General features: G+C 43.4%; 11 protein-coding genes. 6 read left to right on the top strand and 5 right to left on the bottom strand.

Annotated elements, in window-relative coordinates:
• Positions 1-275 precede the first annotated feature (275 nt).
• The 3 genes from ACVW0P_RS20220 to ACVW0P_RS20230 are packed head-to-tail and all read left to right on the top strand — an operon-like array spanning position 276 to position 1,941.
• Positions 276-614, top strand: coding sequence for a PadR family transcriptional regulator (locus ACVW0P_RS20220; RefSeq protein WP_457133679.1), 339 nt, complete (start codon positions 276-278; stop codon positions 612-614).
• The gene (locus ACVW0P_RS20225; RefSeq protein WP_457133680.1) at positions 611-1,273 is read left to right on the top strand and encodes a hypothetical protein; all 663 of its coding nucleotides are present in this window, start codon (positions 611-613) and stop codon (positions 1,271-1,273) included. Before ACVW0P_RS20220 ends, ACVW0P_RS20225 begins: the two co-directional genes overlap by 4 nt.
• Entirely contained in the window at positions 1,270-1,941 is a 672-nt protein-coding gene (locus tag ACVW0P_RS20230; protein ID WP_457133681.1) for a hypothetical protein, read from the top strand. Before ACVW0P_RS20225 ends, ACVW0P_RS20230 begins: the two co-directional genes overlap by 4 nt.
• Before the next feature lie 18 nt (positions 1,942-1,959).
• Here the strand turns inward: ACVW0P_RS20230 and ACVW0P_RS20235 are convergent, their stop codons facing one another.
• The 3 genes from ACVW0P_RS20235 to ACVW0P_RS20245 form a co-directional block, all read right to left on the bottom strand.
• The gene (locus ACVW0P_RS20235) at positions 1,960-2,391 is read right to left on the bottom strand and encodes an aspartyl protease family protein (protein ID WP_457133682.1); all 432 of its coding nucleotides are present in this window, start codon (positions 2,389-2,391) and stop codon (positions 1,960-1,962) included.
• Between the two features lie 85 nt (positions 2,392-2,476).
• Positions 2,477-4,738 (bottom strand): translocation and assembly module lipoprotein TamL, encoded by a 2,262-nt coding sequence (gene tamL / locus ACVW0P_RS20240; RefSeq protein WP_457133683.1) that lies wholly within the window; start codon positions 4,736-4,738, stop codon positions 2,477-2,479.
• Positions 4,735-9,849: a translocation/assembly module TamB domain-containing protein gene (locus ACVW0P_RS20245; RefSeq protein ID WP_457133684.1), complete on the bottom strand. Its 5,115-nt coding sequence runs from the start codon at positions 9,847-9,849 to the stop codon at positions 4,735-4,737. The genes tamL and ACVW0P_RS20245 overlap by 4 nt, the downstream gene beginning before the upstream one ends.
• A gap of 250 nt (positions 9,850-10,099) precedes the next feature.
• On the opposite strand from ACVW0P_RS20245, the gene dnaE reads away from it, so the two are divergent.
• The 3 genes from dnaE to trxA all read left to right on the top strand — a co-directional run bounded on the left by dnaE (position 10,100) and on the right by trxA (position 14,625).
• Positions 10,100-13,684: a DNA polymerase III subunit alpha gene (gene dnaE / locus ACVW0P_RS20250; RefSeq protein WP_457133685.1), complete on the top strand. Its 3,585-nt coding sequence runs from the start codon at positions 10,100-10,102 to the stop codon at positions 13,682-13,684.
• Between the two features lie 55 nt (positions 13,685-13,739).
• On the top strand, positions 13,740-14,144 hold the full coding sequence (locus tag ACVW0P_RS20255; RefSeq protein WP_457133686.1) for an EthD family reductase: 405 nt from the start codon (positions 13,740-13,742) through the stop codon (positions 14,142-14,144).
• Positions 14,145-14,304: 160 nt separating this feature from the next.
• A complete protein-coding gene (trxA, locus tag ACVW0P_RS20260; RefSeq protein WP_354429024.1) occupies positions 14,305-14,625 on the top strand; it encodes a thioredoxin in 321 nt (106 codons plus the stop codon).
• Positions 14,626-14,705: 80 nt separating this feature from the next.
• Here trxA and ACVW0P_RS20265 read toward each other — a convergent pair whose 3' ends face one another.
• Together ACVW0P_RS20265 and ACVW0P_RS20270 are read right to left on the bottom strand one after the other, a co-directional pair.
• Positions 14,706-15,404 (bottom strand): head GIN domain-containing protein, encoded by a 699-nt coding sequence (locus ACVW0P_RS20265; RefSeq protein WP_354429026.1) that lies wholly within the window; start codon positions 15,402-15,404, stop codon positions 14,706-14,708.
• 181 nt (positions 15,405-15,585) lie between these two features.
• Positions 15,586-17,247 carry a M1 family metallopeptidase gene (locus tag ACVW0P_RS20270; RefSeq protein WP_457133687.1) on the bottom strand — a complete coding sequence of 554 codons (1,662 nt, stop codon included), beginning with the start codon at positions 17,245-17,247 and terminating at the stop codon, positions 15,586-15,588.
• Positions 17,248-17,291 lie beyond the last annotated feature (44 nt).

Genomic DNA, 17,291 nt, shown 5'->3' on the forward strand with positions numbered 1-17,291 from the left:
AACAAAAAAGCTCAAACATCTTTGGTGAATGTTTGAGCTTTTTTATCAATGTTTGTGTAATCAAAAACAGTCAACCTATTTCAGGACTACTCAAAGAGAACTTAATTCGCCTTTTTCGATTGTTTTTTACCCTTGATTAAGCATAAACGTATCAAAATTACAGGATATTTCATCCGAATGGTTTTAAAAAGCAGTGTATCTAAGGTTGTATACAATGCCTTTTAAATTATATACATAATTTTCTTATGTATATAAAATTTGTTTACATTTGAAGTATGAGCACTAACCCATTGCTAAAAGGCAGCCTGCAAACTATTATTTTAAAGCTGCTGGAAGATAACGAGCAGATGTACGGATACGAGATAACCCAAAAGGTTAAAGAGGTATCTGAAGGTGAGATAATGCTTACTGAGGGCGCGTTGTACCCGGCACTTCATAAGCTGGAAGCGGATGGCTTCTTGGAAACCTTTACCCAGGTGGTTGATAACCGCGTACGTAAATATTACCGCTTAACCGAGCAGGGTGGCAAAGAGGTTACCAGCAAGCTTACCGAAGCACACGCTTTTATAGACCAGTTGCAAACTTTGTTAAACCTTAAACCCGCAGCCAAATGAAACCTACGGACAAACAACTAAAGGTATTACAGGATTATCTTAACAAAACCCTGAATTACAGAGAAACTTACGAGGAAATTTACGACCATATATTATCGGCAGTTGAATATCAACCAGGCAATATATCGTTTGAGGATGCCATTAATAACATCATCAGAAATGATTTTGGTAGCTCAAGCAATTTATTGAAAACCGAGCGCATCAGTAAAAAAGCTTTGGTTAAAGATTACCTCCGCAAATTCGCGAGATATTTTGTAGAGTGCTTCAAGTTCCCGGCAATGCTTTATATAGTTGGGTTAGCTATAGTAATTTATTACTTTTTTTCACAAATGAAATTTGACTTATTTGCTGTTGAATGCATCTTCGCCTGTGTTATCATTATACCGGGTGTTATTTATTTGATGCGGTTATACCAAACGGGATATATATTAGGTACAACGAAAAAATCGGCTAAAGACAGGTTGTTTGAGACGCTTGCCGGCATGCCATTACGCATTTTTATAATCCTTATTATTTGGGTAAATTCTCCATATTATAAAATATGGCCAAGCACAAACTATTACAGTGTGACTATATTGCTGATTGTTAGCATTATTTACAACATAACGTTATATAAGCTTTACAGGAGTGAGTTTAAAACAAAAGCGATAGCCAAATGATACTATCACCAGAAGAACTGCAATGGGCAACAGATAGGATGAAGATCTATGATATCAAATACCAGGAGATCTACTACGAACTGTTCGACCATGTTATTACCGCTATTGAAGCTAAACGAATTAAAGGCGACAACCGCAAAATAGACGTTGTTTTCCAGAATGTGGTAGATACGGATTTTGGTGGATATCGTGGTATCGAAGAACTTGCGCTGCAGCAGGCAAAAACCTATCGCAAATTTGTTGGTGGCACGTTCTCAAAAATAATCCGCGGTTATTTGACCGATTGGCGAATCTGGACGTTCACACTGGTGGTGTCTGCGCTTGCCTACAAATTGCCTGATACCAAGGCAATACATGTTGTGTTTTTGACTGTTGTTTTTTTACTTGCGTTTACTCCGTTATTATATTCCTTTACCTTAATATCGCGTAATGTTAAAACCATAAAGGGAAAAAAATCATTATTAAAGGGGCACGTAATGTCGTTAACCTATTTACCGGCATCATTACTAAACGCTATCATATACCTGCCAACTTTTTTTACGGGGATTATTGATGGAGATAACGGTTTTAAGCTGATGCAGCACTGGCCTTTGCCCGCGCTTATGCTGGTGTTGGTAGTTTTTGCGGTGCTAAACCTAAGCGCTATAACCTTTGCTACCGGGTTTTGAAGAAAGGCGTAAGCTAATTTACTTCAACTTTAACGTTCCTTTGCCAAAATCAATAACGGCTTTATATTTCATTAAAATATCGCTGCCCAGTACTCCCAAAACTTCGGGGTGGCCCAGTTCGCGGTAGGCTACATTTATGGTAGATAGGTTTAGTACCGCCACTTCCAGTTCAGGTATTAGCAGGTCGCCTATCCAGATATTCTCGATAACCGCGGTGGCCGACTCCATGGTATTGGTGCCTAAGCCTGTAGATAGCCTGTCACTTACAATAATTGCGGCTTGTTCATTTGCTGCTATCAGCAGTTGGTGGTCAAACGCCGTACGCGACGCTCCTGTATCTAATACCACTTTAAAAGGCTTGCCAAATATCACTACATCCAATAGCGGATGGAATCCATCCCCATGCAGATCAATAATATTAAGCGGAACGGATATCGAGTTTTTAGCCATTGGTTGTACGGTAAGTAGGGATTAGACGCATCTAACCCCTTAATATTACAATCACTATCCCATTAGCTATCGGGACAGTAATTGTTTAGAACGGATAACCGATAGCGATATTCAAAATAGCATTTTTAAAACTTGGGCTTATAGACCGTGACCCGGTTGCATCAGCATAAGGCTTCATAAGCGGAAAACCAAGATCGGTACGCAGCACCAATATGGTGGCATCAAACCTTAAACCTACACCCGCATCAACCGCTAATTGTGTTAAAAACTTAGGGCCAAATGTACCGCCGGCCTGGTGTGGCTTAGCGTTCCAGATGTTACCTGCATCAGCAAATAAAGCACCGTAAACAATGCTGAATAGCTTTTGGCGATACTCAATATTTGCCTCCAATTTTATGTCGCCGCTTTGGTCGGCAATAAAGCTATCTCCGCTAAGTGGAGTAGGGTCTACACTGCCCGGGCCTATTGACCGTGGCCTGAAGCCCCTTAAACTGTTTGGCCCTCCAATAAAAAATTGCTGGTTGTAAGGCAATATTGTTGAGTTACCGTATGGTAAACCAACGCCCACTAAAAAGCGCGTGGCAATTTTGCTGCCGACGCTTAGTTTGTGGAAAAACCTTATCTCGCTCTCTACCTTGGCGTATTGGTTAAATATGGTACCAAATAGTTTTTTCTCTTTACCAGCCAGCGTATCGGCACCGGTAATAATACCATAAAGGTTGTTGGACAAGCTTACCTTGCCGCGGAAATAAATGCTGTTGGTACGGTAATCTTCTGTGGTGTTATCATAAGTGTAAGCATAGCTTGGGCCTAATGTAAACTGCGGATCGATAACGTGTTTAAGCGACGGGTTGCGGTTGTTTGGGTTATTGATACTATCCCTGTATAAACTATCTACAGTACGTGGTTTTACAAAAGTCGCTTCCAGCAAATTTAACTCGTGCGTCTTATGCACGTTGGTTTTAAACTGATATCCGAATGATCCTGTAAACGAGTTAAGAGAGTATAACTTTTGCCTCGTAACCGATGTGTATCCTAAAGATAACACCGTACGTGGTATATAAGCGTTTGATGAATTTAACTTGAACGGCGTTATTAGGCGCGGCCACGACAGGCTGGTTTGCACACCATATTGGAATACGTTAAAGCCGTTATTTTGCCCGCCTATCTGCACATCTGTACTACCAAATAAGGTTACGGTAAGCAACTCGCCACCTTTAAAGGCGTTGCGGTTTTTCCAGCTCAGGTTTATTTGTGTACCGGTATAATTTGCTGATGTGGTGCGGCCAATAATTTCTGCCTGTAGCGATTTGCGTTTGTAAGGGGTAAGGAAGTAATAAACATCCAGTTTTGGCGAATCGGGCGTTACATCTTCAAACCTGTTTTTGACATATCGGTATGGGCCTAAATTAATGAACCTGTTAAGTGAGTTATTGTGGGTAGTGCGGCTGTACGCATCGTTAGGGTGCAGTAGCACCGTATTTGCAAAAAGGTATGGCCTTGCGGTGTTACGCGGGTCTACAATGTTATACCAGCGGTAAGGCTTAGCCTGGTCAAGCTTTAAGGAAGTATCCCGCAAAGAGTAGTTCGGGTAAACGTATATATTACGAATGGTGTAAATTTCGCGGGCACGCTCCGGTGTTGTTTCCTTGATCTTAACCAACAGGTCTACCTTGTGGGTATCTACCGTACTATCAACCTTTACTATCAGTTGTTCGGGCGAAAAGAAGAAGAATCCTTCATCCTTCAAACGCGTATCGATACGGATGCGTTCTGATTTAATAACGTCCAGATTATACTTATCGCCTGTTTTTAATAGTGTACCAGCCTGAGCGCCTTTAATAGCGGTATCTAAATTATTATCTGTTGCACCAGGGAAAGTTATATTACGAATGGTATATGAAGGGCCGGGCAACGCTGTGAACACAGCCGAAGCGGTTTTCTTTTTACCAACAGTATCGCCACTAACCGCCGCCTGAAAATAACTTTCGTTTTGCAGGCGGTTGGTCATGATCTCACTATTCTTCGTCAAATCTACCTGGCTTACATAAACCGGTGGCTCACCATACTTGCTCAAAAACTTTTGGATAAAGCCGTGGCGGGCTTTTGTTTTATAATATAGCCAAAGTTTAATGCGCATGCCCAGTAACGACGCATTTGGTTTAGGGCGTATCAGCGTTTTCATTTCGGCACTAAGCGCTTTGGCATCACCTTTTGATATGTTCTTGTCATCAACCTTTACGGTACCGCCGGTGTATAATTTTTCACCCTCGGGTACATATTTGGTGGTACTACAAGCGTTTAAAATTATGGCCAGCGATAGTAAATAAATTATCCGTTTTATCATAAGGTAGTGGTCTGGGTCTTAGTTCTGTCTTCTTTAGCTTTTTCTTGCGAGGCTTTTTCCTGTTCGTCTTTAACTTTCTGCTCCTCTTTGTATTTCTTGCGCATCGCTTTTTCTTCTTCGGTACGTTTGCGGAAGATCTCACGGAAACGGTTGTAGTCAACTGTTAATGAGAAGCCTAAACCAGTTTCAACGATCTGGCCCTGTATAACCACAAACTCATCTTTACGGTATGCACGCAAAGTGTAACGGCCGTCTTTACTCAACTTGTAATTTACCGATACGTTACCCGCTATATTAGACGCTTTTTGCCCCTGTTGCGCCCCCTCTAGGTTAAAGTTATTGCCAATCGATACCGTAAGCCTGTCGTTGAGGAACCTTTTAGATAGCCCCACGTTTAAATCTGTTCGGTTAGTTGCCGTGCCCGACGAGTAGTCCTGCCCGGATGTTAAACCGAAGTTTAAGTCAACACCTGATATTAAACCACCTGCAAGGCTGTTCAATTGATCGGTTAATAGGCTGCTTACGCTGTTGCGGATAGCACCCTGCACACCTGCACTACCGCCTTGGCTTTGCAGCGGGTTATCGCCAATAAAATGGCCCAGTACCAATACGCCAAGCACTTGTTTGTTCAACTCGTTAGGGTCTTGTCTTATTTGCGACAGGCGGGTTTCAACAGTGTTAGTTACCTCGGCAGCAACGTTGTAATTGCTATCCGGCAAGGTAATGTCAAAGCTGATGTTTGGTTTCATCAACTCGTTACGTAAGTTAAGATTTACGTTGAACGGTAGTTTTTGTTTGTATTGGGTAGAGTTCTCGTCGCTAAGTTGGTTCGCTACCAAGTCTATCGGCGGCACGTTGGCTACATAGATAGCGGTCAGGTCTATATTCGCGCTGGTTGGGTCGCCCGTCCAGGTAATAGTACTGCCCTGTTTAAAGTTAAACTTACGCGATACGGTAGCGTACGATAAATTGTACGATCCGCGGTTTACAATGTATGTACCGGTTAAACTGGTTTTACCACTAGGGTCAATGCCGCCGCTTAAGTGTGCTTCGCCCAAAAGTTCAACCACGTCACCATTACGCTCATCTATCACGATGTTAAATTTGGCATTTTTATCGATGTTAACCGTCGCGTTCACATCAAGCCCGGTAATCTCAGATTTTTTGAGCGAGTCCAGTTGACGTGCCACTAATATCGAATCCATTTTTGGATCTCTCGAGTTCCAGAACTCCACAACACCCTTACGGTCTTCAACGCCCGGATCGCTGGTTGGCAGCACAAATACCATATCCGTTTTATCGTTTACGTTAAGGGTTGCATCAACCACCGGCTTAGCCATATCGCCACGGATCTTGATATCGGTATCCATATACAGCTTACCGTAGAATAATTTGTTATCTGCCTTGGTAGAATTTATCGCGCGGAAGTTGTTGGCTTTTATGTTCATGCCAAACTTAAAGTCGGTATAGGTTTTGGTGTACACCGAACCCGATACGATCGCCTTGTTGCCGGTAGAATCCACCAAAGTAAAGTCGTTAAAGCGGATGCCTTCATCATTAAACGTAATACTCTCCTGGGGCATGGTGAAGTAGGAGTTGAGCATGCTCACATTAAACCCAACCTTATTAAAGGTGATGTTACCCCGCACGGCCGGCGCGGTGGTGGTCCCCGTTATTTTTAAGTTACCGGTTATATTACCGCTCGAGTTTTTGATTGCACCAAAGCTAAAACCTTCAATGCTCTTCACTCCCAGGTTAACGATGTTCAGGTTCATGTCTAACCTGCTTTCAGGCAGGGTATAGTAAAAGCCGTTCAGGTCAACCTGGTTGCCACGGCCGGTTATGCTCATTTGGGCGGCATAAGCGTTAGCGGTTTGGTTGTTCACTTTCAGCGCGATATTGCCCACCGTATCGCCTTTAAAGTTAAAGTCGTTAACGTTAAGTGCCGCGGTAAATACCGGTGATTTCTGGAAGTTGCTAACCTCGGCGTTACCGTTAATGGTACCGCCAACCAACAACGAATCTTGCTTAGCCAGTTTGGTTAAGGTTTCGATACGGAAGTTTTTGAAATCGATATTTATTGGCCCATTGTACTGGCCGGATGTTGTATTGGCGCTTAGTACCTGGTTGGTGTTAGATATACTAAAGTTACGCGCCAGGATCCCCTTGCCGCCAAACATCAAAGCGTTGCTTGGGTTAACCGACCATGCTGTATAATCGAGTAGCAAGCCGTTCTCTAAAAAGCTGAACTGGTATTCATTTGGCATGGCGCTGAATTGGCCTGCAATGCGATAACGCTCTTTCTTAGCAGCATCCCTAACTTGCAGGCTGATACCCATTTTATTATTCAGGGCGCTGCCAGATACGCTGGTGAACAACAAATCGAGAGATGAGCCTACTTTTATTTCGTCAACAGTTAGGTTATAGTTTAAAGCGTTACTGGTATTAATAGCAAGCTTTAGGTTGTTAACCGTATTGGTGCCATAAATAACCTTTGGTGCCGATCCGTTTACGATCAACTCGCCGGTGGTGCTGTTAAAGCGGCCGTTAAATAATACCGGGTCAAGCTGTTTCAGGTCGGGTACAAATTGGGATACCAACGGTGTTTTAACCAAACGGGCGTCAAAAATAAATTGCTGCGGCGAATATTTAACTTTAACACGGGGTGTTTTGCTGCCCAGGCTGGTGTTGTAATATTTATCAACCACATCCTGTATGGCCGGCGCAATTTGGGTTAGCTTATACTTGCCCGCCATGTGGGCGTAAAACATAGGCGCTTTTAAATACAATGTGCTGCTATCGGCCGTAGCTGTAGATACCAGGCTTACGGTATCCAATTGGATGCGCTGACCGTTGTTGTTTATAATAAGATCGGTAGCTAATATTTTGGCGTTTAAATAATCCGGATCGGCAGTTGGTACATCAGCAATAATTTTACCGTGGAAACGCATAGGATTAGCCGTGAAATGCAATTTCTGCAGATCGATGCTATCCACCGAAAGTGTGGCATTAACCGATGGGTATTTTTTGTTCATGTTAGCCTTTGCATCCAAACTAAAGTTGATGTTTGGGTCTTTCATACGGGCCTTGGCTACGTAGCTGCCGTTGCGGGCAGTACCGTTCATCACTAAATTGCGATAGGTATAACCTTTTACATTAGCGCTCACAACATCGCCGTTAAACTTAAGGCTGGCAGTTTTTGGGTCGAGGCCGGTACCGCTGATGTTGGCCTTCATGGTTACAAAGCCAACCATTTGCGGCTGCTTGGTTAAAGCGCCTGCGTTGAGGTTATTGGCTTTGATATTAGCCGAGTATGTTTCGCTGCCTTTGCGTTTACCGCTCTTCATGGCGGCCACCAGGTCAACCGCACCATAGCTGCTGCGCAGGGCCAGTTTGGTGTTAAAGTTTTTCATGCTGCCTTTAAAGGTGCCTTTCAGGTCCATGTTTTCGGGCACGCTCACATTTGGTGGGATGGTGCCTTTTGGTACCAGGCGGGCAATATCATTACGCGTAGTGCGGAAATCATTAATGGTAACATCAAACACCGAATTTTCTACATTTGGCAAGCCGCGCATGTTAGCAGATGCTTTCACATAAGTGTTGCCAAAGCCGCTGATCTCTATATTCGGGATATGCAGGTTATCTACCGTGCCGTTAACTTTTCCGTTAATCTTAATAGTTGAATTTGGCGTTGATTTAAAAGGCTCCATAGAGGCCATGGTAGGCATCAACAGCAACACATCGCGTAAACCCAGCTTGCTGCCGTCTAAATTGGCGTTGATGCTTAATTTGCCCAGGTTATTAGTAAGCGATTCGATAGATGGGTAACCAACCTGCAGGTCCTTCTGAATAACCGAGCGCGGGGTTTGTACCAGCAGGTCTTTCAGATAAGCATTCTTTGGCCCATAGAAGAACGTAGTGTGGAATTTATTTATAGCCAACCCGCTTTTTTCAGTGAACGTAAAGGAGTTGATCCGGCCCGACAAACTATCGGTTGCGTAAGCGATATTCTCGGCATTGGCGTTCAAGTTTTTGATGTTCATGTGCGCAAAATCCAAACCGCGGGGTATCGGTTTTTGCGCGTCATTATCAAATTTAACGTTGTTATTGGCAAAGATCACTTTACCCAGATTGGCGCTCCAGCCTTTAGCCTGTGTCCTGGAGGTAAGGGTATCTATTTTTTTGATAGTTTTCTCTATAGCCTTGGTAACGGTGGCCGGCTTAGCAAAGCTTAAGCCTGCGTTGGTATTGGCCAACTCGATAGATTTGATGCCCACATGCTGGTTCTTCATGTCTATTTTATCCATGTTTACCAAAAACTTACCCAGATCAACCTTGGCGGCCATTTCGCTGCTTTTGTAATCAACCTTAACTTTGTCTACATTGATCTCGCCCAGGGCAATGTCCATATTTAATGGCTTGGTAGCGGTGTCAATAGTAGCAGCTTGTTTTATGGATGAACCGGCGGATGTTTGGATAATCCTGGCATTCACCCCACTTAAGTTAATTTTTGGAATGGTGAACTTCATCTTATCCAGGTCGAAATCCTTAATGCGGGTATCAAAGTGGCCCAGCAAAAATTTAACATCGTTGCCTGTAGTTACATCTTTGTATTTGATGTTTATCCTATCAAGGATGATCTTATCCAGCGAGAACTTCATGGTAGAGGTAGTATCCTCGGGTTTGACCTCTTTTTTTTGCTCGCCCACAAAGGCTTTAATAATATAATCGAAGTTAAAAAGGCTATCCGGCCCGCGGCTGATATTAGCGGTAATGCCTTCCAGGTTAATCTCATTTATTTCAACCTTGCGTTTCAACAGCTTAAGCATTGAAATATCTACCTTCAGTTTGTCACCGGCAATAAGGGTGTCTTTTTTCTGATCCTCAAAGTAAACATCTTCAAGCACCAGCATTTTAGGCAGGCCCAAGCTAATGTGGCCTATCTCGACTTTTGTGTGGATTTTATTTTGCAAAAAAGTCACAGCCTTGTCCTTAGCAAAATTTTGCACGGCGGGTACTTGTATCAAAATAACTACAAGCAATATCAAAAAGATGACACTCGCAATTATCCAAAGAATTGTTTTAAGGGCTATACGTCCAAATCGTTCCAAATTCGTAAAGGTTAGGGTGTCTACTTTTAGATGTGCAAATTATGTGCTAAAAACTGTACTATACGCGTTTTTAACACATATATCCAGCTATTGTTTTTCTCTTATTACGATAATTTGACTATAAGTACGTTTATTTTGAAGGCAACATTAAGGGCTTTGTAAATTAGCACCGATTTATCCACAACACTGCCCTAAGTTTTTGTTTTTTGATAAATTTGTATTCCACAGGATCAGCAGAAAGAGATAATACATGCCCGAATTTTCGCACTTACACGTACACACCCAGTTCTCGTTACTTGACGGTGCCGCCGATATATCAAAACTATATAAAAAGGCAGCAGCTGATGGTATGAAGGCCCTGGCCATTACCGACCACGGCAACATGTTTGGCGCATTCAAATTTGTGGCCGAAGCGGGTAAGCATAACGTAAAACCCATTGTAGGTTGTGAGTTTTATGTGGTTGATGACCGGCACAAAAAGCAATTTACCAAAGAGAAGAAGGATAAACGTTACCACCAGTTAATGCTGGCTAAAAATGCCGAAGGCTATAAAAACCTCATCAAGCTATGCTCCTTAGGTTATATGGAAGGCCTTTACAGCAAGTGGCCGCGTATTGATAAAGAACTGATCCTGAAATACCATAAAGGCCTTATTGCTACTACTTGCTGCCTTGGTGCATCGGTACCACAAGCTATATTGCGCGATGGCGAAGCCGCTGCCGAAATAGAGTTTAAATGGTGGCTTGACCTGTTTGGCGAAGATTTCTACATAGAGATGCAACGCCACGACATCCCCGAGCAAAACACCGTTAACCTGGTGCTGGCTAAATTTGCCAAGAAATACAATGTAAAGGTTATCTGTTCTAACGATTCGCACTACGTGGATCAGCAGGATAGTAACGCCCACGATATTTTGCTTTGTGTAAACACAGGAGATTTGCAAAGCACACCCATAGCTACAGACGAAGAAGGCGGCAAGGGCTACCGCTTTGGCTTTACCAACGACCAGTTTTATTTTAAAACACAGGCCGAAATGGGCAAGCTGTTCAGCGATATCCCCGAATCGCTTGATAACACGCAGGAGATTGTTGACAAGGTAGATGTACTTAAACTGAAAAGGGACATCCTACTGCCCAACTTTGTTATCCCCGAAAAATTTAAGATTCACACCACCGCGGATGCCGATACGCTAAATCAGTGGGAATACCTGAAGCACCTTACCTACATGGGTGCCAGGGAAAGATATATAGACATAAGCCCCGAGGCTGAGGAGCGGATAGAATTTGAGTTGTTCACCATCCGTACGATGGGTTTTGCCGGTTACTTTTTAATTGTGGCCGATTTCATCAGGCATGGCCGCGATATTGGCGTGTTCATTGGTCCCGGCCGTGGATCAGCTGCAGGATCTGTGGTGGCTTACTGTACCGGAATCACCAATATCGACCCATTAAAGTATAACCTACTGTTCGAGCGTTTCCTGAACCCGGACAGGAAGAGCATGCCCGATATAGATACGGATTTTGATGATGCAGGCCGACAAAAGGTTATCGATTATGTGGTTGATAAATATGGTAAGAACCAGGTAGCACAGATCATCACCTACGGCTCTATGGCCGCCCGTACCAGCATCCAGGATGTGGGGCGTGTATTGGATATGCCACTGAGCGACGTGAATGCCATGAAAAAGCTGGTGCCCGAAACGTTGGGGATCAACCTAAAAACGGCTATTGAGCAGGTGCCCGAATTGCAGGCCATCTACAAATCAACCGATTTGAAGGGAATTGTGCTTCGCGAGGCTGAAAAACTTGAAGGATCGGTACGTAATACCGGTGTACACGCCGCAGGGATCATCATCGCGCCGTACGATCTAACCGAGATCGTCCCGGTTGCTACCGCTAAGGATTCGGACCTGTTGGTTACGCAGTATGATGGCCGTGTAATTGAGGATGCAGGTGTAATTAAGATGGACTTTTTGGGCCTTAAAACCCTTACCATTATTAAGGACGCGTTAAGGCTGATCAAGCAAAACCACGATGTACATATCGAGATAGATTACATCCCGCTTGATGATGAGCAAACTTATGAGCTTTACCAACGCGGCGATACCAATGGTACTTTCCAGTTTGAAAGCGATGGGATGCAAATGTACCTGCGTGACCTTAAGCCCGATAAGTTTGAGGATCTGATTGCTATGAACGCCCTGTACCGCCCCGGGCCTATAGAATACATTCCCAACTTTATAAAGCGTAAACACGGGCTGGAACCTATTGTTTTCGACCTTTCCGACATGGAAGAGTACCTGGGCGAAACCTATGGTATCACCGTGTATCAGGAGCAGGTGATGCTGCTGTCGCAAAAGCTGGCGGGCTTTAGTAAAGGCGACGCCGACGTTTTGCGTAAGGCGATGGGTAAAAAGCAAATTGAGGTTCTTAATAAAATGGAAGCCCAGTTTATGGATGGGGCCATGGCAAAAGGCCACCCCAAAGATAAACTCACCAAAATATGGACCGACTGGAAGGCCTTTGCCCAGTACGCGTTCAATAAATCGCACTCTACCTGTTACGCTTTTGTGGCGTATCAAACGGCCTACTTAAAGGCGCATTACCCGGCGGAATACATGGCTGCGGTATTGAACAACCAAAACAACATGGAGAAGATCACCTTCTTTATGGAGGAGTGCCGCCGCATGGGTGTGGAAGTTTTAGGGCCCGATATTAACGAGAGTGATATGGCCTTTACTGCCAACAGGAAAGGGGTTATCCGCTTTGGAATGGCAGGTGTAAAAGGTGTGGGCGAAAAGGCAGTTGAAAGTATTATTGAGGAACGTGTTGAACGCGGGCCTTACAAAAGCGTGTATGATTTTGCTCAACGCTCCAACACGCGGTCGGTAAACCGTAAGGCTTACGAAAACTTGGTTTACGGCGGTGCGTTCGACGAGTTTGGATTGAACCGTGCCCAATTCTTCGCCAAAACAGAGAATGGGATCTTGAGCGGGGTAGAACGCTTGATAAAATATGGTAATGATTACCAGAACACGCAAAGCAGTTCGCAATCATCATTGTTTGGTGGTTCGGTTGCATCTTACATCCCGGAACCTGCTATGCCCGAAGCTGAGGAATGGCCGCTGATAGAAAAGCTGAAGTACGAGAAAGATGTAATAGGTATATACCTTACCGGCCACCCGCTTGATAACTTTAAGCTGGAGATGGATAAGTATTGCAATACCAGCATTACCGAACTGAAAAACATCCAGAAAGCACGGTCAGGCGAGGGTGGGGAAGAGGTAATGGAGAACCTGGCCAACCTGCGTAAACGTGGCGAGATCTGTATTGGCGGTTTGGTTGCAAATGTGCAGCATAAAACTACCAAAATGGGCAAACCATTCGGTACGTTTGTTTTGGAGGATTATAACGAAAGCTACGAGTTTGCTTTTTTTGGTGAAGATTATGCAAAGTTCCGTAATATGATGGTGGATGGTTTCTTCCTGCATATTAAGGGCAGTATTGAAGAGAAATTCCGCCAGAAGGATAACTGGGACTTGAGGGTAACGGTGATTAGTCTATTATCCGAAATGAGGGATAAACTTACTAAATCTTTAACAGTATGCCTGGACGTAAAAGCATTGAGCAACCAATTGCTGGATAGCCTGATGCAGGTGATCACTACCAATAACGAAAAGTACCCGGCCAAAAGCTGCGCCCTTAAGTTTAAAATAAGGGATGGGGAAGAGGCAATGTATGTAGACCTGCTCTCCAAATCGCATAAGGTAAGCCCAAGCGACGAGTTGATGGCCGATATTTTTAATTTAACGAACGCGCAGGCGGTGTTGATGTAAATACAATTATTATGTAATTTGCTGATAATAAAGCTAACCATTAACGCCAAATTATATGAGAACAAAATTTTATTTACTAATTGCAATAATTGTAATTGTTTTTGTTTGCCAGCCAAAGCTAACCAATGCTCAGGCAATAAAAAAAGGTATGATCAAAGTGGCGATACTTTATCCAAATGGAGAAGGTAAAACGTTTGATATGAGCTATTACACAGGCAAGCACTTTCCACTGCTAAGACAATTATTTAGCGATAGCATGAAAGCCACTTCCATAGACAAAGGCATTGCAGGCGGTGCACCTGGTGCACCAACCCCGTATTTAGCAATAGGCTATTTGTATTTTGACAATATTAAAGCCTTTCAGGATGGGATGAAAGCGCATGGTAAAGAGATCAGGGACGATATTCCTCGTTATACGAATGTTGCACCGGTTGTTCAGATAAGCGAAGTGGTGGAATAATACTTTTTCCACACAAAAAGTAGCCGCTTAAGCATAAATAAAGTTGCCCTTGTCATATCTTAAGATGTTGATAATATAATTGTCACATTGTCATGCTGCTACTTGTGGCAAGCTATTTGAATAGTATATATTTGTATAACATTATTAAAAAATAGAAATCATGGCTTTAGAAATAACTGATGCAAACTTCGACGAACTTGTGCTTAAATCAGATAAACCCGTACTTATAGATTTTTGGGCAGAGTGGTGTGGCCCATGTAGAATGGTAGGCCCTGTTGTTGAAGAACTTGCTAAAGAATACGATGGCAAAGCCATTGTAGGTAAAGTTAACGTAGATAACAATCCCGGCATCTCGATGAAATACGGTATCCGTAACATCCCTGCTTTACTATACTTTAAAGGTGGCGAAATTGTTGATAAACAAATTGGCGCTGTACCTAAATCAGTACTTGCAGAAAAGTTAGCTAAGCAATTAGCATAACCTATCCATATATAATTTAAAAGGCTTCGGGATATCCCGAAGCCTTTTTTGTTGAGGGTGCCTTTCAGCTTTTACCTTAACTACATCCTGCTAACGCTGCCGCTTCCGGCTTTCGAGCTTGAAATGTTTTTGGCTGATCCCGTGTAATGTACATCGCCCGAGCCTACAACCGAAGCGTCAATCTTATCATTCGCGTTTACCCTCGCATCACCGCTACCTGCAACTTTAACCTGGGTGTTGGTAGTAACCAAATTTTGCCCTGTAAAATCACCTGAACCTACTACGCTAACTGTCGAATTATCGGCACGGCCTGATAGTGTAATATCGCCTGATCCACCTATGCTGCTTTCCAGGTTTTTAACATCAACCTTGCCGCTGATGTCGCCTGAGCCTGTTAGTTTAATCTTTAATGAAGTAGCCCTTAAACCATCTTTAAATACTACATCGCCAGAGCCTGCAAGGCTAACCGCATTGATATCTTTAATAGACACATAAATGATCATTTTTTTGTTGCCGCTGTTCCAGTTCCAGTTGGTGCCTTCTTTAGTATAAATTCTTAAAACACCACCTTGTACTTCGGTGATGATTTTGTCGATGATGTTTGAAGGGGCATCAACCTTAACAGATTCTGACGAACCCTGGGTGATGAATACATCGTATGAACCCGCAACGCTTACCGCGCTAAAGCCGGTAAGGTGGCGGTCTTGGGTATCTGCTTTTGCTAAGCCTGCTGTTACCACTAATGCGGCAGCTACTAAAAGTGTTTTTAATGTTCTCATTGGGGTTGGGTTAGTGTTTGTTTAACCATTAGACGCAACCTTGGTAGGGTTAGTTGCATGTTTTTCAATATTTATTTTACTACGCTTTATAGCGAACGTAGTGTGGAAATGACAATTAGGAATAACAAAAAAAGGCCTTTCCACTGGAAAGGCCTTTTAAAAAAGTAAAGACGTTAATGAATTAATCCACCAACACCCCTATGTAATAATTAAAGGTATCTACTTCGATATTATCTTTAGTAGCGCCCTCTATAGCCACGGGGCTAAACCTCATTTTAGGCGTGATATACTGGTAATCGCCGCCCTTCATTTTTACGCGGACAGGCATGGCAAAACCGGTTACATCCGCTATCCAGCGGCTATATAATTTGCCTTTGATGGTAGCAAACTCCAACGTTGGCAGGTTCTTGTATTTTAAATACTGGTCGAACACCGGTGTTAGGTTTTTACCGCTTTGCTCGTTAATGTAGTTAACGATCTGGTCGTTGGTAACGGTTTGATGATAAAAGGTTTTATTTAAACCGCGCAGGATGCCGCGCCATTTCTCATCATCATTTATCACCGTACGGATCATATTAAGCAAGTTTGCACCTTTAGGGTACATATCGCCCGAGCCTTCTTTATTCACATTGTATGGGCCGATGATCGGGCCATCATTTTGAATTCCTGAGCGCAAGCCATGCACATATTCCTGCGCGGCCTGTTTGCCCCAATTATCTTCCACAAAAAGCGATTCGCTGTAGCAGGTAAAGCCCTCATGTACCCACATATCGGCAATATCCTTAGTCGTAATGTTATTGGCAAACCACTCGTGGCCGCTCTCGTGCACCACAATGTAATCCCATTTTAAACCCCAGCCGGTGCCGGACATATCGCGACCCAGGTAGCCGTTGCGGAATTTGTTACCATACGCCGTACCGCTTTGGTGCTCCATCCCAAGGTGGTGGGTTTCTACCAATTTGTAGCCATCCTCGTAAAAAGGGTAGGGGCCAAACCAATGTTCAAAGGCTTTTAACATCGGTTTGGCGTTTGCGCCCCAGTGTTTTTTAGCTTTTTCGAGGTCGTAGCTTAACGGCCAAAAATCCATAGTGAGTTTGCCTTTTTCGCCCATGTAGGTATCACTGTAATGTACATAATCGCCAATGTTGGCCTCTATGTTATAATTGTTAATGGGGTTAGCCACAAACCAATCGAAGCGTGTGTAGCCATCGTTCAATTTGGTAACTTTTCTTAATCGGCCGTTACTTACATCTTTTAAACCGTTGGGCACGCTGATGCTGATGAGTACGCTATCTACCTCATCTGCCTGGTGGTCTTTGGTAGGCCACCATACGCTGGCCCCCATACCCTGGCAAGCGGTTGAAACCCATTTATGCCCAAGCGAATCTACATTGTATTCTACGCCACCATCCCATGGGGCATTCTTAGCAATAGTAGGGTTACCAGAATAATAAACTGTAAACTGGTCCTTGCTGCCGCTTTTTATCGTTTGCGGAAAGGTTACAAATACCGCGTTAAACTCGCGGGTGTAGGGCACTTCTTTGCCTTTGTAAACCACCTTCTCTATCTTCAGGTTAGCAAACAGGTCAAATTGTAGTTTGGTGAAATCCTGCGTGGCGGTGTATTTAAAAATTACGTTGCCACTAATAGCTTTGTTATCTATATCAAACTTCACATCAAGGTGATAATAATTGATATCGTAACAGGTACGCAAAGGCGTAAGCATGCCCCTCAGGCTATCTGCACGGGTAAAGGTTTCTTTATGCGTGCCAAGTTGGGCATGGGCTAATATTGGGAAAAAGCCTAAAGCTAAAATGCTGAGGATCTTATAATGTATTTTCATTTTGTCTGAACCGGAATTTATGAATTTAAAAATTATCAGAATAT

Source organism: Mucilaginibacter sp. UYNi724 (assembly GCF_054057495.1).